This window comes from Pseudomonas sp. EA_65y_Pfl2_P78, assembly GCF_963970495.1.
GTDB classification, from domain to species: Bacteria; Pseudomonadota; Gammaproteobacteria; order Pseudomonadales; family Pseudomonadaceae; genus Aquipseudomonas; species Aquipseudomonas baetica_A.
The window spans coordinates 64,777-85,659 of record NZ_CAXAON010000019.1; the positions used below are offsets into that span (position 1 = coordinate 64,777).

Here is a 20,883-nt window from a genome sequence, read left to right on the forward strand (position 1 = left end):
CGCCTGGACCGGGAGAAGGCGCGACAGACGGGCCGAGCCATACGTCTGTCGCCACTTTAGAGTTCATGCGACTGGTCACATGGATGTGACCATTACAGGCCCCGACACTTGTGTCGGGGCCTGTTCTATTTCGCGGTGCCACAAAAAACAACTGCGGGGGGCTGGGGTTAATGCCCGCGTTCGCTGTTGATCTGGCGCAGGCGGTTGCCCTCAAAGTGCAGGTATTGGTACATGCCGTTGTTCGGGCCGTAAGTCCATTCCTCGACCTGAAACTCTTCGCGGCGATTGGCGCTGCGCTTGTAGCCCAACAGATCACGACTGACCGGCTCACCGCACTTGTGAAGTACTTCGCTTGCGCGGTCACCGATGCTGACCAGTTGGCTGCCGCAGCGCAGCGTATCGGACGCCCAAGTGTTTCCGGCAATGAGTGTCAGGGCCATCGCGGCCAGCCATTGTCGCTTCATCATTCGGCATCCAGGTGCATTTGCGTGACCACTCGACCGTCGCTTTGTGCCTCGCCAAGGTTGGCGTCGATGAAGTACACGCGGTCGTCCGCCAACTGGCCCTTGTCCACCAGATAATCCTTGATGCTGCTGGCGCGATCCTGGCCCAACTGGCGCAGCAACACATCGCTGCCGCTCCAGAACTTGATCACGCCTTCGCGCATTTTCGCGGTGCGCTCTTCCTTGCCCAGATCCTTCCATTGAGCCGGTGGCTGGGTTTTCAGACGGGTGCGGTAGATGCCTTCAAGCAGCGGGCCTTTCTCGCCATCGGGGACGTTGATCAAGGACGCTTGGGCCGGGACTTTGTCGCCACGACGCTGGAGCATCTTGTAGTAGTTGTACTGGTATTCACGCTCCAGACGCTGTTCGGCAAGCAATGGGCCGTCGCTGCTTTTCGCGGCGGTGCCTTCGATTTCCAGGCGCAGGGCCGGACGCTCCTTCAGCGCTTGTGACAGCTTGATCAGCGCCGCTTCAGCGTCCTTGTTCAGTTCGCTGGAGCCGGGGGCAAAGGACACGGTGCCGAGGTCTTGCGAACCACCGCCGCTGACCAGCCCGCCAATCAGTTTGAACGGCGCAGCGGCGGCTTTGACGATCAGGTTGCGCAGGGTCTGCCAGACAATTGGCATCACGCTGAACTGCGGGTTGTTCAAGTCGCCCGTTACCGGCAATTCGATGGAGATCTTGCCGTCGACGTCCTTGAGCAAGGCAATCGCCAGTTTCAGCGGCAGGCTCACGGCGTCGGGACTGTCGACTTTCTCGCCTAGCTGCAACTGTTCGACCACCACTTTGTTCTCGGCTTTCAACTGGCCTTTGGTGATCAGGTAATGCAGGTCGAGATTGAGGCGGCCCTTGCGGATGCGGTAACCGGCGAACTTGCCGGAGTAGGGCGTCAGCGTGGTCAGTTCAACCCGTTGGAAACGGGTGGCGATGTCGAGGCTGGCCATCGGGTCGAATGGGTTGACCGCGCCCTTGATGGTCACTGGCGCATAGCGGTCGACCTTGCCCTTGATGTCGACGCTGGCTGGTTTCGCCTCGCGACTGTCGATGGTGCCGATCTGGCCGTTGAGTTGCTGGACGGCGGTGGCGAAGTTCGGGGTCAGGCTGAAGTCGGCGAAGTTGGCCGAGCCGTCATTGATGGCGATGGCGCCGATGTGAATGCCCAGCGGTTTGTCTTTGCTGGCCGGTTTGGCTGCTGCGGTTTTGGCGCCACTGTCGGCAGGCTGCGGGATCAGCAAGTCATCGATGTTGGTGGTGCGGTCATCGTTGATCATGAACCGCACATACGGTTGGAACAGATTGACCTTGTCGATCGACAGGCTGTCGCCGTGCTGATAGTTCAGGCCCTCGACGACCACTTGCTGCCACTTGAGGAAATCGCGGGTTTTCAGGGTGTCCAGGGTGTGCAGTTGATCGATCTGGGCGCGCCCCGTGACGCTGAGTGCCAAAGGCTCGGTGCTCTTGAGGTTGACCTTCAAGTCACTGCCGAGCATGCCGCTACGCAGTTCCAGGCGAATGAACGGGTTGATGTAGGACTGCGCGACACGCAGGTCGATGTCCCGGGTTTTCACGTTGAGCTGGGCAGTGACCGGGGCGAGGTTGACCACGCCGTCGGCCATGATCTTGCCTTGCTTGCCCAGTCCGGTGTCGAGTTTGACCTTGAAGGGCGAGCCGTTGAGGCTGTCGAAATCCTGCAGGTCCGCGTTCAGCGGGCCGACGTCCAGCGCCACCGGTGGATTGGCCGAGCGGTCGGCCAGATGCACTTGGTAGTTGCGCAATTGCACGTCTTTGAGCAGCACTTGCCACGGCTTGCTCGGTGCGCTGGGCTCGGGTTTCGGCGAGTCGGCGGCGGCCGGGGTAGCCTTGGGTTCGGCGGCGGCTTGGGCGGCGGGTTTCGAGGGTTGGCTGGCGAACAGTTTCTGCCAGTCCAGTTGGCCGTCGGCTTCAAGGGCGGCCCAGGTTTCGAGTTTCTGGCTGCGGATCTTGCCGACCACCACCTGCTGTTTGGCCAGATCGACCGTGGTTTCGCTGACATCGAGGCGTTCGAGTTTCGCCAGCGGGCGTCCGTCCGGCGCTTTGATCGCGAATGGCGCAATGCTCACCGCGACATTGTTGAGCAGCAATTCGGTTTCTTTCGACAGATTGAGTTTGTAGTCGGTACTGAGGCTGACCACGCCGTTTTCCAATACCAACGGCACCGCGTCCCGCACATAGGGCCAGAAGGATTTCATCTGGCCATCGGTGACTTTCAATGTGCCTTGGGAGGTGAATGGAATCAGGCTGAGGTTGCCTTTCCAGTCGATTTGCCCACCGGCCGGGCCAGCGGCCACCAGCGTCATGTCGGCGTTGTCTTCGGGCAGGGTGCTGAGGTTTTTCAGTTCGAAGTCGAGTTTGTCGTAGAGAAATTCGATGGGCTCGCTGGGCCGCGCGTCTTCAAAGTGGACATAGCCGTCGGCCAGCTTGATTCGTTCTATGCGCAGTGGAAACGGCTTGGCATCTGGGTCTGCCGGGGTCGGTTCGCTGGCGGGAATGTTGAATAACCCAAGCAGATTGAGCTTGCCGTCCTTGGCGAAGAGGATTTCGGTCTTGGGCTTGTCGAGTTCGATGTCGGACAGGTGCAGCGCTTTTGTCCACAGGCTGTCGAGTTGCAGGTTGGCATACAGGCGCTCGAAGCCGACCTGTTCCTTGCCCGGTTCGCCGATGCCCAACCCCCACAGGGTGACCTCAAGGCTGAACGGATTGAGTTCGATGCGCTGAATATGCGCAGGCACCGTCGCGTAGTTGGCCAGTTGCTGATTGGCCACGCGCAGGGCGATGCCCGGCAAAATCAGAAACCCCAGCAGGCTGTAGAGGGCCAGGGCGGTCAACAAGGCGCCAATCGCGCGAATCAATCCTTTGTGCATGTGCGGCTTCATCTGTCTGAATCGGAGTGCCTTGGAGTATGGCACGCGATTCTGGTTCCGAAGTGCTCACGCCTTGCAGCAAGTGTCTGAAAGTTGTGAGTGAGGCTCAGAATTGCAGGATCAGCGTTTTCAATGGCGGCTGTTGATCCTGCGACGGAAAGTCCCGGCCCGGGGTCATTGCGCTCCATTCACGCACCGGGCGCCCGGCCTTTTCGGCGCAGCGCAAAACCTGTTCGCGCCAGTCGTCCATGCTGACTTTTGCCAGGTTGTTGCAGCAGATCAGCACGCCGTTGTCGGCGGTGGTCAGCAGGGCCGGTTTGAGCAGGCTTTGGTAGTCGCGCAGCAGGTCGACGGTGCCGAACGCGCTCTTGGCCCAGGCCGGTGGATCGAGCAGCACCAGATCGTATTGGCGCTGTTCGAGGCGCTGATAGCTGGGCAGTTTCTGCCCTCGGCGCTGACTGATCGGCAGGCCGGCGAGTTGACGGATCGCCGGGAAGTAATCGGACTGGATGAATTGCATCGTCGGCAATGTCGGGTTGAGCAGGCCGTTTTCGCGACCGACCGCCAGATTGCCTTCGGCGAAGTCCAGATTGCACACCTCACTCGCGCCACCGGCAGCGGCACTGAGGCCAACGCCACAGGTGTAGGCAAACAGGTTGAGGACGGATTTGCTTTTGGCGTGATCCTTGACCCAGCCACGGGTGTTGCGCAGGTCGAGGAACAGCAGCGGATCCTGCCCGGCGTGACGTCCGCGGACGCGATAGTTCAGGCCCCATTCATGACCGACCAGATCGATCAGCGCGGCGTCGTCAGCGCGGTAGACAGGGTCTTGGCGGTCGATACGCGAGTTGCCACGGGAGCGGTCGTTGTAGACCAGCAGCGTCTCAAGGCCCAGGGTTTGATTGACCATGGCGTGCAGTTGCAGCAGATCGTCACGCTCCAGCGTCTGGTGGAAGCTTTGCACCAGCAATTGCGGGCCGTAGCGGTCGATGGTCAGGCCGCCGGCGCCTTCCTGGCTGCCGTGGAACAGCCGATAGCAATCGGTGCCCTGGCTGTGCAACTCAGCGAGCAGGTCCTGGCGTTGATCGAGGGCGGCGCGCAGCGCCTGATTCAAGGAAGACATGCGGGCGCCTTGCTGGAGGGAATTGGGGCGCGGGAGTTTAGCAGTTACTGGGGGGGAAGCTACGAGCTACGAGCTATGAGCTTGCAGCTTATCGCTCTGAGCGTCAGCTGAGCCCCATCCGTCGTTTGGCCCGCTGCACCGAACCATTGCGCATCGCCCAGCGCAGCATCGGCGCGCTGCGCTTGACGCTGGCGCGGATCAGTTGCCGTTGCAGCGGATTCTGCCGGACATTGAGCATGTCGCTGGCCCAGTCCGGCAGCAGGTCGATACCGGCCTTCATCATCAGATCGCCAAACGGGCGGGCCAGAGCGCTCGGCGCTGGCGCGTCGAGCAGCAGGCGCAGGACTTCACGGCTGCGTTCATCACACAACAACTGCGGGCGCATGCGTTGCAGGTAGTGCGCCACAGCTTCTCGCGATTTCGGCACATCCCGGGCGCCAAGGCGCTCAGCAATCACCGCGATTTCGGCGTAATAACGATCCTGATCCGCCAGCGACAATTGCGGATTGCGGTAACGCACATGCGCGGCAAGGAAGTTGCTGACTTCTGCCACATGCACCCACGTCAGCAGATCGGGATCGCTGGCCGCGTAAGGCCGGCCATCGGGCGCGGTGCCGACCACTTGCAGGTGAATGGTGCGCACTTTCTCGATCAGCCAGTCGGCGTCCCGGCGCGAACCGAAGGTCGTGCCGGAAACGAATTGACTGGTGCGGCGCAAGCGCCCGAGCATGTCTTCTCGAAAGTTCGAGTGATCCCACACCCCGGCCAGGGCCAGCGGATGCAGTGCTTGCAGCAACAACGCGCTGATGCCGCCGATCAGCATGCTGCTGAAGTCGCCGTGCACCTGCCAACTGATTGAGTCGGGACCGAACAGGCCGGGATCGCCCTTGGGGTTTTCCAGATCGAGCTGACCGAGAGACAGACCGGTCAGGCTCATGAGTTGGTTTTCGATACGGCGGCGGATGAATTCCATGACCACTCATTGATAAAGGGCGGGCGCGCTCGGGTGACCGCGCCCGGGATGTTACTGGTTGAGGCGCTTGTCGATCAGGCCTTGCACCACGCTCGGGTCGGCCAGGGTCGAGGTGTCACCGAGGCTGTCGAGTTCGTTGCAAGCGATCTTGCGCAGGATGCGCCGCATGATCTTGCCTGAGCGGGTTTTCGGCAAGGCCGGCGCCCACTGGATCAGGTCCGGTTTGGCGAAACTGCCGATTTCCTTGCTGACGTGGGCCAGCAGTTCTTTCTTCAGGTCATCGGTCGGCTCGGTGCCGTTAATGGGCGTGACGAAGGCGTAGATGCCCTGACCTTTGACGTCGTGGGGATAACCGACCACCGCGGCTTCGGCGATGCTGTCGTGCAACACCAGCGCACTTTCCACTTCGGCGGTGCCGATGCGGTGGCCGGAAACGTTGATCACATCGTCGATACGCCCGGTGATCCAGTAATCGCCGTCCTCGTCGCGACGGGCGCCGTCGCCGGTGAAGTAGTAGCCGGGGTAGGGTTTGAAATAAGTGTCGACCATCCGTTGCGGGTCGCCGTAGACGCTGCGGATCTGCGCCGGCCAGCTCGATTTGATGGCAAGCACGCCGCTGCCGGCGCCTTTGATTTCCTTGCCGTGCTCATCGAGCAGCACCGGTTGTACGCCGAACATGGGTTGCGAGGCGCAGCCGGGTTTGATCCGTTGTGCGCTGACCAACGGGCTGAGCATGATGCCGCCGGTTTCGGTCTGCCACCAGGTGTCGACGATGGGGCAGCGCTGTTCGCCGACCACGTTGAAATACCATTCCCACGCTTGCGGGTTGATTGGCTCACCGACGCTGCCGAGTAATCTGAGGCTCTGGCGAGAAGTGTCCTTCAACGGCTCGGCACCTTCGCGCATCAATGCACGCAGGGCGGTGGGGGCGGTGTAGAAGATGTTGACCTTGTGCTTATCGATCACCTGCCAGAAGCGCGAACTGTTCGGATAGCTCGGCACGCCCTCGAACATCAACGTCGTCGCGCCATTGGCCAGCGGACCGTAGACGATGTAGCTGTGACCGGTCACCCAGCCGACATCGGCGGTGCACCAGAACACTTCGCCGTCGCGGTAATCGAGCACGTACTTGAAGGTCATCGCCGCTTGCAGCAGGTAGCCGCCAGTGGTGTGCAGCACGCCTTTGGGTTTGCCGGTGCTGCCGGAGGTGTAGAGGATGAACAGCGGATCTTCGGCGTCCATCGCCTTCGGCGGACAATCGTCGCTGACCTCGCGCACGGCCTGGTGATACCAGAGATCGCGGCCTTCGACCCAATCGACTTTGCCCTGAGTGCGCTCGACCACGAGGACGGTGCTGACGTCGGGGCAACTTTGCAGGGCTTTGTCGACGTTGTTTTTCAGTGGCACGAATTTACCGCCGCGCACGCCTTCATCGGCGGTGATCACCGTGCGGCAATCAGCATCGAGGATGCGGTCACGCAGGGAGTCCGGGGAGAAGCCGCCAAACACTACCGAATGAATGGCGCCGATCCGCGCGCAGGCGAGCATGGCGTACGCGGCTTCGGGGATCATCGGCATGTAAATGCACACGCGGTCGCCTTTCTTGACGCCACGGCTTTTCAACACGTTGGCCAGTCGGCAGACATGGTGATGGAGCTTTTTGTAGGTGATTTGCACTGATTCGGCGGGGTCATCGCCTTCCCAGAGCAGGGCGGTCTGATCGCCGCGTTGTTCGAGATGGCGGTCGATGCAGTTGTAACTGACGTTCAGTTGGCCGCCGGTAAACCAGGAGGCTTCGCCTGTTTTCAGGTCATAACGCTGAACGGTCTGCCACGGCGTGCTCCAGTCGAGGAACCGCGTGGCCTGTTCGGCCCAGAAGGCGCTGGGGTGTTCAATGGATTCGCGATACAGGCGTCGGTAGTCGTCTTGACTCAACTGCGCAGCCCGGCGGACGGCATCGGCTTTGGGGAACGTGCTGATATCGAACATGACGGTTCCTTATTCTTGTGGTGCGACAAGGATAAAGATGCGCCGAGCGGTCAACAGGTTCAAGCCAGATTCGGAATCTGATTTTGAATGCACCGGAAACAACTGTGGGAGGGGGCTTGCTCCCTCCCACAGGGTTACAGCGGTGCGTTCAAATCAACCGCGGTGACGACCGCGGAAGTAGTTGATCAGGCCTTGGGTCGATGGATCGTCAGCGGTGGTTTCATCGCTGCCGACCAGACGGTTGTAAACGCCTTTGCCCAGCTCCTTGCCCAATTCCACACCCCACTGGTCGAAGGCGTTGATGCCCCAGACCACGCTTTGCACGAACACTTTGTGTTCATACATCGCCACCAGCGCGCCGAGGCGACGAGGGCTGATGCGTTCCACCACAAGCGTGTTGCTTGGACGGTTACCCGGGATCACCTTGTGCGGTGCGAGTTTGTGCACCTCTTGCTCGCTCATGCCTTTGTCGCGCAGTTCAGCTTCGGCTTCCGGCAAGGTTTTGCCGAGCATCAGCGCCTGACTCTGCGACAGGCAGTTGGCGTACAGCCACTGATGGTGGTCGGCGACCGGGTTGAAGCTGACGATCGGCACGATGAAATCGGCCGGGATCAGTTGGGTGCCTTGGTGCAGCAACTGGTGGTAAGCGTGCTGACCGTTGCAGCCGACGCCGCCCCAGATCACCGGGCCCGTGTCAGTCGACACCGGGGTGCCGTCCTGACGAACGCTCTTGCCGTTGGATTCCATGTCCAACTGCTGCAGGTGCTTGGTGATGTTACGCAGGTAGTGATCGTACGGCAGGATCGCGTGGCTTTGCGCGCCCCAGAAGTTGCCGTACCACACGCCGAGCAACGCCAGCAGTACCGGCATGTTCTGTTCGAACGGTGCGGTCTGGAAGTGCTGGTCCATGGTGTAGGCCCCGGACAGCAGCTCCTTGAAGTTGGACATGCCGATGGCCAGGGCGATCGGCAAACCGATGGCCGACCACAGCGAGTAACGGCCGCCGACCCAGTCCCACATCGGGAAGATGTTTTCTTCACGGATACCGAACGCCACGGCTGCCGCATTGTTGCTCGATACGGCAATGAAGTGACGATACAGCTCGGCTTCCGAACCCCCCTGAGCCAGATACCAGGCGCGTGCAGCCTGAGCGTTCTTGAGGGTTTCGAGGGTGTTGAACGATTTCGACGAAACGATGAACAGCGTGGTTTCGGCGCGCAGCTTTTGCGTCAGTTCGTGGAACTCACTGCCGTCGATGTTCGCCAGATAGTGGCAACGCACGCCTTTCTGCGCGTATGACAGCAAGGCTTCGGAGACCAGCTCGGGGCCGAGGAACGAGCCGCCGATGCCGATGTTCACCACGTCGGTGATCGGCTTCTCGGTGTAACCGCGCCACAGACCGTCGTGGATGCGGCCGACCAGATCGGTGATCTGGTTGAGTACCTTGTGAACTTCGGGCATCACGTTGACGCCATTGACCGACAACTTGTCGCCCACCGGGCGGCGCAGGGCTGTGTGCAGCGCCGGGCGGCCTTCGGACGAGTTGACCATTTCGCCGTCGAACAGCGCTTTGATCGCGCCCTTCAGATCGACTTCATTGGCCAGACCCACCAACAGATCGCGGGTCTGGGCGTTGATCAAATTCTTTGAATAGTCGAGAAACAGTCCGCAGCTGCTGAGGGTGAACTGATTGAAGCGCTGCGGATCGGCGTTGAAGGCTTCGCGCATGCTGAAATCCTGCATGGCTTGGCGGTGATCTTTCAACGCTTGCCAGGCAGGCAGAGCGGTAACGTCGTGAGGAGTGCGGTAGTACGCCATCGCTGCGGTTTTCCTTTTTACTTGAACGGCCTTTTGAACACTGAACAGGCCAGCACGCCTTGGTTGGGCGCAGGCCAACTGCGTCGACACGGTTTTTGGACACAGGGCGAATACAGTAAACCTCGCGCTGCGTTCTGTCTTGACTTTGTCTGACCCATTCCCTGTACTTTTTTAACATTGATGCCGGCAATGGGCCGACAAACGGAAGAGCACAGGCGACTTAATGGCGCACATGAGTGTTTTTTCGGGTTGGAAGCGAACGGCGGGCAGTGTGCCCCAAGGCTTTGAGGCCGGCAATGCAGGCCGCGAGGGGGCCTGAAACAACTGTGGGAGCAGGCTTGCTCCCACAGGGGTATCGCGGTGTTTCAGGTCGGCGTATCGAGGTTCAGGTGCAGGTTGTCGATCAACCGTGTGGTGCCAAGGAACGCCGCCACCAGAATGACCAGATCGCGGTCTTCAGCCGTCGCCGGACGCAGTGTCAGCGCATGGCGAATGTCCAGGTAATCAGGACGCAGGCCAGCGGCTTCCAATTGTTGCAATTGGGCAGTGATCAGCGCCGGGAAGTCGCGATTACCTTGTTTGATCGACTCGGCAATCGTGCTCAGGGTGCGATAGACCACGGGGGCGATGGCACGTTGTTCTTCGCTGAGGAAACCGTTGCGCGAGGACAGCGCCAAGCCGTCAGTGGCACGCACAGTCGGCTCGCCGATGATCTGGATCGGCATGTTCAAGTCATGCACCAGGGCACGTATCACCGCCAGTTGCTGGTAGTCCTTCTGGCCAAAAATCGCCAGATCCGGCTGGACCATGTTGAACAACTTGCTGACCACCGTGGCCACGCCTTCGAAGTGCCCCGGACGGCTGGCGCCGCACAAGCCTTCAGAGAGTTGCGGCACGCTGACCCGGGTCTGCCCGGTCATGCCGTCGGGGTACATTTCTTCGACGGTCGGAGCGAAAAGCAGATCGCAACCGGCTTCCAGCAGTTGTTCCTGATCCGCAGCGAGGGTGCGCGGGTACTTGTCGAGGTCTTCGCCAGCGCCGAACTGCAGCGGGTTGACGAAAATGCTCGCGACCACGAAATCCACCCGTTGCGTGGCTTTGGTGATCAGTGCGATGTGGCCGCTGTGCAGGTTGCCCATGGTCGGCACGAAGCCGATGCGCTTGCCTTCACTGCGGGCGCGGGCTACGGCGGCGCGCAGTTCGCGTACGGTTTTTACGGTGTTCATGCAGAGAATCCGTGTTCGATACCAGGGAACGTGGTGGCTTTGACTTCGCTGACGTAAGCCTTCAAGGCCGACTGAATGCTGTCCTGACCGTCCATGAAGTTCTTGACGAATTTCGGCACGCGGCCGGTGATCGACAGGCCGAGCATGTCGTGCAGCACCAGGACCTGACCGTCGGTGGCGTTACCGGCGCCGATACCAATGACCGGAATCTTCACGGCCTGGCTGATTTCAGCGGCCAGTTCACTCGGCACGCATTCAAGCAGCAACATCGCCGCACCCGCCTGTTCCAGCGAGATCGCGTCGGCACGCATCTGCCGTGCCTGGTTCTCGTTGCGGCCCTGCACTTTATAGCCACCGAGAATGTTCACGGCTTGCGGGGTCAGGCCCATGTGCGCGCAGACCGGCACACCGCGTTCGGCCAGCAGGCGGATCGACTCCGCCAGCCACAGCGCCCCTTCAACCTTGACCATGTGCGCACCGGCCTGCATCAGCAGGGCGCTGTTGGTCATGGTTTGTTCGAGAGTCGCGTTGGCCATGAAGGGCAAGTCGGCCAGGATCAGGGCATCGGTGTTGCCGCGTTTGACGCAGGCGGTGTGGTAGGCCATTTCCGCAGTGGTCACTGGCAATGTGCTGTCGTGACCTTGCAGGACCATGCCGAGGGAGTCGCCCACCAGCAGCACTTCGACACCGGCCTCGTTGCAGGCGTGGGCGAAGGTCGCGTCATAGCAGGTCAGCATGGTGATCTTTTCACCTTTTTGCTTGAGGCTCTGGAGCGTGGTCAGGGTGATGGCTGGCATGTAAAAAATCCTCGTTCAGGCGCTATGGAAACTACTGCGAGTAACGCGCGTGATTCTTCATTTACTCAGGCGCACGGTCTTTTGTCGTGCTTATAAGGCCTGGATGGCGCCCGTATGTGCCGGGTTGGCGGCAGCGGGACGCCTATAGTCGTGATGAGCCAACAGGAAGTCAATTGCGTGTGTTACCGCGTTGTTACGAGGGGAGTGTTACCGGCGTTACTGATCCGATTCAGCGGCGCGGCGGGGCTGATTCGAGGCTTTCTTGTCCGACAACATCTAATGGGGAATCGTCAATGTGTGCGGGGTTGCTCGCCAAGGTGTCGTGTCCATCGGTATCTGAATCAACGGATACTGCGCTTTGGCGAGCAAGCCCGTGCCCACAAGGGGGAACTGATTTTAAGTTTTGGAGAGGCGTTCCAGTCCGACGAACGGGCACGCGGCCAGTAGGTCGGGGAGGCTGCGGCCATCGGCCAGGCGCAGATCCTCGGGAGCCAGCTCGGCCAGTGGATACAGGACGAACGCCCTTTCCTGAATCTGGTAATGCGGGACTTTCAGCCGTGGTTCGTCGATCAACCGATCACCGAACAGCAGAATATCCAGATCCAGCGTGCGCGGGCCCCAGCGTTCCAGGCGTTCGCGGCCCTGATCGTTTTCGATCGCTTGCAGCGCATCGAGCAGATCCAGCGGCGCAAGATCGCTGTCGAGCGCCGCCACGGCGTTGGTGTAGCGCGGTTGGCCCGGCAGCAATGAGTCGCTTTGATAGAAGGCGGAAACACCGGCGACCATGGTTTGCGGCAATTGCCCCAGCGCCTCGACGGCGCTGCGCAATTGTTCGGCCGGGTCAGCGAGGTTGCTGCCCATGCCGATATAGATCCGTTCCATGCCTATTCGCCCGTTGCGCTCGGTGCACCGGCACGTTTGCGCTTGGAACCGCCGCTGCGACGACGTTTGCGCGGCGCACCGCTGGCGTCGTCACCTTTGCCGCTGAGATCGCGGATCATGTCACGACGCTCGCTGTCGTTGGCGTCCTGATAGTCCGTCCACCATTCACCCAGGCCATCCGTTTGCTCGCCCGCGCTTTCACGCAGCAGCAGGAAGTCGTAACCAGCGCGGAAACGTGGATTGTCCAGCAACAGATCGGCACGTTTGCCGCTGCGCCGTGGCAGGCGCTCCTGCATGTCCCAGATCTCGCGGATCGGCATGGTGAAGCGTTTCGGAATCGCGATGCGCTGGCACTGCTCGGCAATCAACTCGTGTGCGGCTTCCTGCATCGCCGGGATCGGCGGCATGCCACGTTCCTGCAAACGCAGCACGCGGGCCGGCAGGGCTGGCCACAACAGGGCGGCAAACAGGAACGCCGGCGTGACCGGTTTGTTCTGCTTGATGCGCAAGTCGGTGTTGGTCAGCGCTTCGCTGATCAGCGTGTGGGTATATTCCGGGTTGTGCTCCAGCGCGTCGGCACTGCCCGGGAACAGCGGGGCAAACAGTTGCAGGTCGACCAGCATCTCGAAGGTGATCGCGCCGTGTCCGGAGAGGAACAGCTTGAGCACCTCTTCAAACAGGCGTGCCGACGGGATCTCGCGCAACATCGGCGCCAGTTCGCGGATTGGCTGAACCGTGTGTTTCTCGATGCCGAAATTGAGCTTGGCGGCGAAACGCACGGCCCGCAGCATGCGCACCGGGTCTTCCTGGTAACGCTGCTTTGGATCGCCGATCAGGCGGATCAGGTGATTGCGGATGTCGTGCACGCCGTTGGCGTAGTCGAGGATGCGCTCGCTGACCGGGTCGTAATACAGGGCGTTGATGGTGAAGTCGCGGCGTTGCGCGTCTTCTTCCAGGGTGCCGTAGACGTTGTCGCGCAAAATTCGCCCGCTTTCGTTACGCGAAGACTGATTGCTGTCTTCGTCGTCCTCGTTTATCGGGTGATTGGCGCGGAAGGTCGCGACTTCGATGATTTCGCGACCGAAATGAATATGCACCAGTTTGAAGCGACGGCCGATGATCCGCGCATTGCGGAATTCGGCGCGCACTTGTTCGGGCGTGGCGCTGGTGGCGACGTCGAAATCCTTGGGCGTAATGCCCAACAGCATGTCACGCACGCAGCCACCGACCAGATAGGCCTGGTAACCGGCGCCCTGCAAGCGTTCGACGATATTGACCGCATAGCGGCTGAATTGCGTTTTCTGCAGCGAATGTTGGCCGCTGTTAAGCACTTCAGGGGTGCTGCGGATGTGTTGCGTACGACGCACGGGAGTTCGGAATGACTGGAACAGCTTCTTCAGCATGGGATGCACTGTTTGAAGGAATGTTCGGCCATACCAAAGAATGACCGCATGATGGGCGCAGATTCTAGCATTTAGTCGGGGGATGGTGTAGGACACGGCAGATTTGAGCTGTAAGCCGCAAGCTGCAAGGGTCGAGGAGGGCAAAACAGCAGGATTTCCCGGATGGGAGAAACTACAAGGGGAGCCGGAGCTCCCCAAGAAGTAGTTGCGTGCTCTTTTTATTATTGATTCGGGCTTCTTGTTTTTGTTGAGTGCCCTCGTCACGAAGCTTTTGCTTCGTGACCCTCCCAATCGGGAGCCAAGAGCAAACGGATTGCTTTGGTCGCTGAATTGCAGTGATCTCTCGATCCAACCAGTACAGGCTCTGTCTTAGGACAGTTTTTGTTGTTCTCGGCCTGGTCGTGGGGCAAGCCCCAAATACAACGCCTCTCCAAAAGAATCAGTTAGCTGCGCCTCTCGCCGTCTTGTTTTTATTGTGCGTGAGTCGATTCGTCTTATTTTTATTGTCTTGTGCATTGCTTGTTATTGTTCTTGTACCAAACATATAGCAGGTGCCGTGCCAACTTTTGCGAACCCCAATAAAACAAGGGGTTAGGTCGATCGGGCCCTTTTGTCAGGGCCAAAAAAAGCCGGGGTTTCGTTACCGATAACCCCGGCTTCTGTTACGTGGAAAGACTGAGGTAACAGTTTTTTCACATCTTCAAGCGTTACCCGCACACTCGACAGGTAACGTTCAGCTCTCGCTGGCGACCCCGGTCTTGCGTCGTGGAATGCCCAGGCGCTGACGCCGTTCCCACAGGCATTTACGGCTGACGCCCAGTTTGCGCGCCAGTTCGGTCTCGGTCATGTGGTCCTGATGCTCGAGGACGAAATGCTGGAAGTAGTCTTCCAGCGACAAGTCTTCGGTCGGTTCGTGGCTGCTGTTGCTGGCGTTACCTGAGGTTTGCGGCGGCAGACCAATGAATTCATCGTCGTCCAGATCGCTCAGCTCAATGTCGATACCCAGCAGTTCAGCGGAGATTTCCGGGCTCTCGCTGAGGATCACCGCGCGCTCGACCGCGTTTTCAAGTTCACGAACGTTACCCGGCCAGGAATAGTGACGGATGGCCTGTTCGGCATCCGCTGCAAATTTCAGGTCGGTACGGTTGATCCGCGCGCTCTGGCGAGCGAGGAAGGCATTGGCGATCTCGTTGACGTCGGCACCGCGCTCGCGCAGGGCTGGCAGTTTCAACGCGATCACATGCAGGCGGTAATAAAGGTCTTCCCGGAACTGGCCGACTTTCGCCAGGCTCTTGAGGTCTCGGTGAGTCGCCGCGATCAGACGAACATCGACCTTCTGCGATTGCACCGAGCCCACACGGCGAATTTCACCTTCCTGCAACACGCGCAGCAGGCGGGCCTGGGCTTCCAGCGGCAACTCGCCGATTTCATCGAGGAACAGCGTACCGCCGTCCGCCGCTTCCACCAGGCCGGCACGACCGGCGCTGGCGCCGGTGAATGCGCCTTTTTCGTGGCCGAACAGTTCGGACTCGATCAGGCTTTCCGGAATGGCGGCGCAGTTCACCGAGATCATCGGTGCCTTGGCGCGTTTCGACAGGTTGTGCAGGGCGCGGGCCACCAACTCTTTACCGGTGCCGGACTCGCCCTGAATCAGCACATTGGAATCGGTCGGCGCGACTTTGCGGATCTTGCTGTACAGATCCTGCATCGGTGGGCAGGAGCCGATGATGCCGATTTCGCCGTTGCTGTTGTCGGTGGCTGTTTTGCCGCTGCCATTGGCAGATTTGCTGGCAACGGCTTCGCCCGCTGCCGGCGCCGATTGGCGATCACGCAGGATCCGCGCAACGGCCTGAAGCATTTCATCGTGGTCGAAAGGCTTGGCGATGTAATCCACCGCGCCCATCTTCATCGAGTCGACCGCCGAGCGCAGGCTGGCATAACTGGTCATGATCAGCACCGGCGTGCCCTGGCCGAGCTTGATCAGCTCGGTACCCGGAGCGCCCGGCAGACGCAGATCGCTCACGATCAGATCGAACGTAGGAATGGTGAAGCGTTCTTGTGCTTCCTGCACTGAACCGGCTTCGCTGACCTGGTACTGGTTGCGTTCCAGCAGGCGGCGCAAGGCGGAGCGGATAATGGTTTCGTCTTCGACGATCAAAATGTGCGGCATTGATTCGATACTCTCGACGGTCTCAGTTCACAGCGGACGTCGCTTCGACATGACGCGGTAAGGTCACCCGGATACGGGTGCCGCGCTGGCTTTGTACATCAGCCGGGCTGTCGATGGTGATTTGTCCATAATGCTCTTCAACGATGGAATAGACCAGTGCAAGGCCCAGACCGGTACCTTCACCAGGATCCTTGGTGGTGAAGAAAGGTTCGAACAATCGGTCCATGATGTTCTTCGGAATACCGCTGCCTTCGTCCTCAACGATCAGGTCGACCGTGTGTTCTCCGGCCTCGCTCTTGACCCTCACGGCGCTGCCGGCAGGCGAGGCGTCACGAGCGTTGGAGAGCAGATTGATCAGCACTTGGGCAAGGCGTTGTGGGTCACCTTCGACCCAGTGATCCGGGTCGCACAGGTTGTAGAACTGCACTTCGAAATTGCGCCGGTTCAGCGCCAATAGCCCGATGGCATCCTGGGCCACTTCGGCCAGACAAACGGGCTCGTCGTTATGCTGATGACCACCGGCATGGGCAAAACTCATCAGCGACTGAACGATGCGTGACACGCGTTTGGTCTGTTCGAGAATCTGTCCGCTGATCTCGGTCAGCTCGTCGTCTTCTTCGCGTTCTTCGCGCAGGTTCTGCGCCAGACAAGCGATGCCGGTGATCGGGTTGCCGATTTCGTGGGCGACACCCGCGGCGAGACGACCGATGCTGGCCAGACGCTCGGAGTGGACCAGTTTGTCTTCAAGCATCTGGGTTTCGGTCAAATCTTCTACCAGCAACACCAAACCGCTGTTACCCGGTGCCAACGGCTCATCGATTGCCGCTTTGTGCAGGTTCAGCCAGCGGGTCTGTCCGTCGAGTGCCAGATGCTGTTTGTGCAAGTGTTCGTCCGGCAGGTTGATAAAGCCCTGGAGCAATTCTTTCCATGGATTGCCAATGGTGCTCAAGCGCGAGCCGACCACGCGCTGCGCGGCGATCCCGGTCAGCTCTTCCATAGCCTTGTTCCACATCAGGATCTCTTGGTCCTTGGCCAGCGAGCAGACGCCCATTGGCAGTTCCTGCAGGGTCTGGCGGTGGTAGCGGCGCAGTGCGTCGAGTTCGGCGGCCAGGCCCGTGAGGCGCGAGTGGTAATCCTCAAGGCGGCTTTCGATGAAGTGGATGTCTTCGGTGACGTAATTTTCGCCGCCGGCCTTGTACGGCAGGAAGGTTTCGACCATGTCCTGCGCCACACTCGGCCCCATCAGCCCGGAGAGGTTGGCTTCAATACGGTCGCGTAATCGGCGCAAGGCGTAAGGCCGACGCTCATCGAAGGGCAGGTAAAGGTCGCGCAAGGCCTGTTCGACTTCTTTCTGCGCCGCTTTGGCGCCGAGCGGTTTGGCCAGTTGTGTGGCGAATTCCTGCGGCGAGGCGGCGTGCAGCTCGCGGCGTTGCGGACGGCGTACGTTATCCACCGCGCAGGCTTCGGCGGCGCTGGCCTCTTCGGGGCTGGCATTGGTGAACAGCGAAATCAGGGTGAACATCAGCACGTTGGCGGCCAGCGACGCGATGGCCGCCATGTGCCAACTGGTGTCGTCCAGCACGTAAATCATGTTCAGCAGCGGAATGTAGAAACCCTGCAGATTGCCGACCAGCGGCAGCAGCATGGTGACGACCCAGACCAGAATCCCGGCCAGCAGCCCGGCGATAAAGCCGCGCCGGTTAGCGGTCGGCCAGTACAGCACGGACAACACGCCGGGCAGGAATTGCAGGGTCGCGACAAACGCGACGATGCCGAGGTTGGCCAGATCCTGTTCGGCACCAAGCATCAGGTAAAAACCGAAACCGGCCATGATGATCGCGACGATCAGTGCTCGACGGGTCCATTTCAGCCAGCGGTAGATATTGCCTTCGGCGGGCGGCTGATAGAGCGGCAGCACCAAATGGTTCAACGCCATGCCTGACAACGCCAGGGTGGTGACGATGATCAGTCCGCTGGCGGCCGACAGCCCGCCGACATAAGCAAGCAAGGCCAAGGGTTTGCTGTTGGCGGCAATGCCGATGCCGAGAGTGAAGTATTCCGGATCGGTGGTGGCGCCGAGCTTGAGACCGGCCCACAGGATCAGCGGCACCGCCAGACTCATCAGCAGCAGGAACAGCGGCAGGCCCCAACTGGCACTGACGAGGGAGCGCGGGTTGAGGTTCTCGGTAAAGGTCATGTGATACATGTGCGGCATCACGATGGCCGAGGCGAAGAACACCAGCAGCAGCGTACGCCACGGGCCTTCCTGCAGCGGCGTGTGCAGAGCGGCGAGGGCGGTCTGGTTTTGCAACAGCCACAGTTCAAGCTGTTGCGGGCCGTCGAACACGCCGTACAGCGCATACAGGCCAACGCCGCCGAGAGCGATCAGTTTGATCACCGACTCGAAGGCAATCGCGAACACCAGCCCTTCGTGCTTCTCGCGGGTGGCGATGTGGCGTGAACCAAAGAAAATCGTGAACAAAATGATCAGCGCGCAAAACGCCAGGGCCACGCGGCTCTGAATCGGCTCGCCGGTCAGAATGCCGATGGAGTCGGCCACCGCTTGAATCTGCAACGCCAGCAACGGCAGCACGCCGATCAGCATGAAAATCGTGGTCAGCGCACCGGCCCAGGTGCTGCGAAAGCGGAAGGCGAACAGGTCGGCCAGCGACGACAGTTGATAGGTGCGGGTGATTTTCAGGATCGGATACAGCAACACCGGCGCCAGCAAAAACGCGCCAGAGACCCCGAGATAACTGGAAAGAAAGCCGTAGCCGTACTGATAGGCCAGGCCCACCGTGCCGTAGAACGCCCACGCACTGGCGTAAACCCCCAGCGAAAGGGTGTAGGTCAACGGATGGCGAATGATCGCCCGCGGGATCATGCCCCGTTCGCTGATCCAGGCAACACCGAACAGCACCGCCAGGTACGCGGCGCTGATCAGGATCATCTGGGTCAGGCTAAAGCTCATCGGCATCTTTTTGGCTCTGCAGGATGAAGGTCACGACAATCAGGATCAGCCAGAGCAGATAGGGGCGATACCAGGCGCCCGTAGCGTCGATCCACCAATCCATGATGGCGGGAGAAAACAGATAGATCCCCACGACCAAAAGCAGGACCAAGCGATAGATGTACATCCCGGCCTCTCTTTTTTATGCGCGTGCCCGAAAACGTGCGGCGATGGTAACGGATGGCGGCGCGACTGCAAGTGTCGTCATCGCAGTTGTGCTTCGGGCAGGGTCAGTGTGCGCGGGATCTTCGTGGCGTCCCAGTGGGTGCTGCCCCAGTTGAGCAGTTCCTGCGGCGTCGCATATTCGAGTTCGGCGCCGGGGTTTTGCCCCAGTGCGCGCAGGGCCCTTAGCAGCAATGGCGTGGCTTGATCAGCTTGCAGTGGCGGCGAGCGGTAGGACTTGCCCAGTTTGTTGCCGTCCGGCTGGGTGATCAGCGGCAGGTGCAGATAACGCGGCTGACGCAGGCCCAGCAACTCCTGCAGGTAGAGCTGGCGCGGGGTGGAGTCGAGCAGATCGGCGCCGCGCACGATGTCAGTAATGCCCTGCCAGGCATCGTCAAGCACCACGGCCAGTTGATAGGCATAGAGGCCGTCGCGACGGCGGATGACGAAATCGCCGACATCGCGGCCCAGATGCTGGCGGTATTCGCCTTGCACGCGGTCGATGAAATGGTATTCGAGCTCCGGCACACGCAGGCGGATAGCGGCATCCTGCTGGTCGTGCCCGGCATTGCGGCAAAACCCGGGATAAATCCCGTGATACGGCTCCAGTTGTTTGCGCGAGCAAGTGCAGGCGTAGGCCAGACCATGGTTGAACAGGCTGTTGAGGACTTCGGCATAGGCATCGTGCCGATCACTCTGGCGCACCATCTCGCCTTCCCATTCAAACCCATAGCTTTGCAGCGCCTTGAGAATCGCGCTCTGCGCGCCGGGCTCTTCACGGGGTGGATCGAGATCTTCCATGCGCACCAGCCAGCGACCACCCACAGAGCGGGCGTCGAGATAGGAGGCGAGCGCTGCGACCAGCGAACCGAAATGCAGGTGGCCACTGGGGGTTGGGGCGAAGCGGCCGATGTAGGCAGGGGAGGTTTTGGCAGTCATGGGAGCCATATAACTTTTCAGGTTTCGCGCGCATTACCGTTGTGGGAGGGGGCTTGCTCCCGAATGCGGTTTATGAGTCAACATCTCTGTTTATGACACACCGTATTCGGGAGCAAGTCCCCTCCCGCAATGGCAGAGAAAACAGAGAAGGCAGGCAAAAGGCAGAAACAAAAACGGAGCGTTCGCACGCTCCGTTTTTTGTTCAGGTCGAAATTACTTGCCGACCTGCTTTTCCTTGATTTCCGCCAGGGTCTTGCAGTCGATGCACAGATCCGCGGTAGGACGGGCTTCGAGGCGCTTGACGCCGATCTCGATGCCGCAGGACTCGCACCAGCCGTATTCTTCGTCCTGAATCAGCTCAAGCGTCTTGTCGATCTTTTTGATCAACTTGCGTTCGCGATCACGGGCGCGCAGTTCGAGGGCGAATTCTTCTTCCTGGCTGGCACGATCGGCCGGGTCAGGGAAGTTGGCCGCTTCGTCTTTCATGTGATCAACAGTACGGTCGACTTCCTGCATCAAGTCCTGTTTCCACTTGTTCAGGATCTTGGTGAAGTGCGCTCGCATCGGGGCGCCCATGTACTCTTCGCCAGCCTTCGGAACATAAGGTTCGAAGCCGCTGATCGTCGCTTGTTGCTGTTGCTTTGCTTGGGTGGGCATGAAATGGACCGCCTCTACTCTTGTAATCCATTGCGCAGGATTGCTCCATCACCGACACCTGCCGGCCCTGCGGCTGCAAGCGGGCGAACTTACCAGATCAATTCGGCCTGCGCTACTCCCGGATGTCGAGGCCCCGGCGGGTGGCGCTTGCAAATGTTTGGCAAGCCGTGTCTGGCGGTGTGGAAGACCTGTTCAATCACTGATTTTAGTCAATCCTGGAGCGTACGCTTGTGTCATTACAATCCAGAGTTCTTGAGGCTGTGACCTCTGCGGGTTCTCGCTCGTTCCGGCAGATGGGTAGAATCGTTTCTTTTCCCTCGTCGAAGGAAGG

At 60.1% G+C, this 20,883-nt stretch carries 15 protein-coding genes; all 15 read right to left on the reverse strand.

All coding sequences use genetic code 11. The features are described from left to right. Positions 1-167: 167 nt before the first annotated feature. The 15 genes from AACY02_RS16060 to dksA all read right to left on the reverse strand — a co-directional run bounded on the left by AACY02_RS16060 (position 168) and on the right by dksA (position 20,552). Positions 168-464 carry a DUF2845 domain-containing protein gene (locus AACY02_RS16060; protein WP_339432821.1) on the reverse strand — a complete coding sequence of 99 codons (297 nt, stop codon included), beginning with the start codon at positions 462-464 and terminating at the stop codon, positions 168-170. Then, positions 464-3,415, reverse strand: coding sequence for a DUF748 domain-containing protein (locus tag AACY02_RS16065; protein WP_339432790.1), 2,952 nt, complete (start codon positions 3,413-3,415; stop codon positions 464-466). Before AACY02_RS16065 ends, AACY02_RS16060 begins: the two co-directional genes overlap by 1 nt. A gap of 94 nt (positions 3,416-3,509) precedes the next feature. Next, positions 3,510-4,526, reverse strand: coding sequence for a class I SAM-dependent rRNA methyltransferase (locus tag AACY02_RS16070; protein ID WP_339432791.1), 1,017 nt, complete (start codon positions 4,524-4,526; stop codon positions 3,510-3,512). Positions 4,527-4,629: 103 nt separating this feature from the next. After that, a complete protein-coding gene (locus tag AACY02_RS16075) occupies positions 4,630-5,499 on the reverse strand; it encodes an oxygenase MpaB family protein (protein WP_339432792.1) in 870 nt (289 codons plus the stop codon). Positions 5,500-5,550: 51 nt separating this feature from the next. After that, positions 5,551-7,488: an acetate--CoA ligase gene (acs, locus tag AACY02_RS16080; protein ID WP_339432793.1), complete on the reverse strand. Its 1,938-nt coding sequence runs from the start codon at positions 7,486-7,488 to the stop codon at positions 5,551-5,553. Between the two features lie 153 nt (positions 7,489-7,641). Then, entirely contained in the window at positions 7,642-9,306 is a 1,665-nt protein-coding gene (pgi, locus tag AACY02_RS16085) for a glucose-6-phosphate isomerase (RefSeq protein ID WP_339432794.1), read from the reverse strand. Positions 9,307-9,671: 365 nt separating this feature from the next. Further along, positions 9,672-10,532 carry a pantoate--beta-alanine ligase gene (gene panC, locus AACY02_RS16090; protein WP_339432795.1) on the reverse strand — a complete coding sequence of 287 codons (861 nt, stop codon included), beginning with the start codon at positions 10,530-10,532 and terminating at the stop codon, positions 9,672-9,674. Then, positions 10,529-11,329 (reverse strand): 3-methyl-2-oxobutanoate hydroxymethyltransferase, encoded by an 801-nt coding sequence (gene panB / locus AACY02_RS16095; RefSeq protein WP_339432796.1) that lies wholly within the window; start codon positions 11,327-11,329, stop codon positions 10,529-10,531. The genes panC and panB overlap by 4 nt, the downstream gene beginning before the upstream one ends. A gap of 396 nt (positions 11,330-11,725) precedes the next feature. Further along, positions 11,726-12,211 carry a 2-amino-4-hydroxy-6-hydroxymethyldihydropteridine diphosphokinase gene (gene folK, locus AACY02_RS16100; protein WP_339432797.1) on the reverse strand — a complete coding sequence of 162 codons (486 nt, stop codon included), beginning with the start codon at positions 12,209-12,211 and terminating at the stop codon, positions 11,726-11,728. A gap of 2 nt (positions 12,212-12,213) precedes the next feature. Further along, positions 12,214-13,614: a polynucleotide adenylyltransferase PcnB gene (locus AACY02_RS16105; protein ID WP_339432798.1), complete on the reverse strand. Its 1,401-nt coding sequence runs from the start codon at positions 13,612-13,614 to the stop codon at positions 12,214-12,216. A 733-nt stretch (positions 13,615-14,347) separates the two neighbouring features. Next, entirely contained in the window at positions 14,348-15,784 is a 1,437-nt protein-coding gene (locus tag AACY02_RS16110; RefSeq protein WP_339432799.1) for a sigma-54-dependent transcriptional regulator, read from the reverse strand. A 22-nt stretch (positions 15,785-15,806) separates the two neighbouring features. Next, positions 15,807-18,761 (reverse strand): sensor histidine kinase, encoded by a 2,955-nt coding sequence (locus AACY02_RS16115; RefSeq protein WP_339432800.1) that lies wholly within the window; start codon positions 18,759-18,761, stop codon positions 15,807-15,809. Further along, the gene (locus tag AACY02_RS16120) at positions 18,745-18,921 is read right to left on the reverse strand and encodes a hypothetical protein (RefSeq protein WP_003176118.1); all 177 of its coding nucleotides are present in this window, start codon (positions 18,919-18,921) and stop codon (positions 18,745-18,747) included. Before AACY02_RS16120 ends, AACY02_RS16115 begins: the two co-directional genes overlap by 17 nt. 77 nt (positions 18,922-18,998) lie before the next feature. Beyond that, positions 18,999-19,895, reverse strand: a complete 897-nt coding sequence (gene gluQRS / locus AACY02_RS16125) for a tRNA glutamyl-Q(34) synthetase GluQRS (protein ID WP_339432801.1) — start codon at positions 19,893-19,895, stop codon at positions 18,999-19,001. Between the two features lie 213 nt (positions 19,896-20,108). Next, positions 20,109-20,552 carry an RNA polymerase-binding protein DksA gene (gene dksA, locus AACY02_RS16130; RefSeq protein ID WP_003228250.1) on the reverse strand — a complete coding sequence of 148 codons (444 nt, stop codon included), beginning with the start codon at positions 20,550-20,552 and terminating at the stop codon, positions 20,109-20,111. Positions 20,553-20,883 lie beyond the last annotated feature (331 nt).